The 897-nt window shown below is 69.1% G+C and carries 2 protein-coding genes; one reads left to right on the top strand and one right to left on the bottom strand.

Annotated features, from left to right (window positions below; all coding sequences use genetic code 11):
• A partial coding sequence (locus tag ABFX50_RS50740; RefSeq protein ID WP_346158506.1) for a putative periplasmic lipoprotein occupies nucleotides 1–531 on the top strand: 531 nt, incomplete at its 5' end.
• On the opposite strand, the gene ABFX50_RS50735 is transcribed toward ABFX50_RS50740, so the two are convergent.
• Nucleotides 528–897 (bottom strand): phage tail tube protein (locus tag ABFX50_RS50735; protein WP_346158505.1); only part of this gene is annotated, 370 nt, incomplete at its 5' end. The two genes, ABFX50_RS50740 and ABFX50_RS50735, sit on opposite strands and share 4 nt — an antisense overlap.

The raw sequence follows: 897 nt of genomic DNA, 5'->3' as shown, positions 1-897 counted from the left end.
CGTGACCAGATGAGACGATCCCTCACGGTCCTCGCCGCCGTCTTCCTTCTGGCCGCCTGCGGAAACGACCCGGCCGACCCCGAACCTTCGGAATCCGTGACGAGCGCTGAAGCGACCACGGCCGAGGCCACCACAGAGGAGCCGGAGGCGGCAGAACTGACGGTCGGCGGGACCACGGTTCTGTCGACCGAGACGGACAAGGCCACCTACACGTACGACGTCACCGGCATCCGCGCCGAGGCGATCGACGGCGTCGACCACGTCCTCGCGGAGGTGACGATCACCGTCACCGCAGGGGAACTTGACTTCATCTCCGGCTGGAGCCCCGCCATCACGCCCGTGCTCGTCGCCGGCGGCGTCGTGTACGAGCAGAGCGCCTACGCGACGCCGGACATGTTGGACGGCAGCATCACCGGCGAGACTGCCGGGACGGTCGGGTTCGAAGCGCCCCCGGAGGCCGCCGACGCGGGCGTGTTCCGCCTGGAGCTGTTCGCGCTCGACGGGACGACCACTCACGAATGGACGTACTAGGGGACGGTCAGGCCCGGCTTGACGTCGCCGGTGACGGCGAAGTCGACCGGGATCATCGCTGGCGAGTCCCCGACGTTGACCGGCTGCCACACGCACGCGACCTGCACCGGCCACACGTCCATCAGCCGCCCTTTGACGTCGCCGCCGTGGAAGACCACGATGTTCCCGTTGGCGCCTTTCGCGAGTACGGCGCGGATGTCGTCGCCAGCGCGGTCGGCGTACATCATCAGGCTCGTGCCGTCGGTGCCGAGCACTCCGGGTTTGGAGGTCGCGTTCTGCGCCGAGAACCGGGTGGTCTCGTTGTAGGTGGGGGCCGCGAGCCAGCCGCCGGTGTCGGCGACCTCCCATGACAGGTCCCAGCCCGCA

This window comes from Nonomuraea recticatena, assembly GCF_039533245.1.
Classification (GTDB): domain Bacteria; phylum Actinomycetota; class Actinomycetes; order Streptosporangiales; family Streptosporangiaceae; genus Nonomuraea; species Nonomuraea roseola.
The sequence above is the reverse complement of the archived record's forward strand: the minus strand, read 5'-3'. Positions and strand labels throughout refer to the sequence as shown.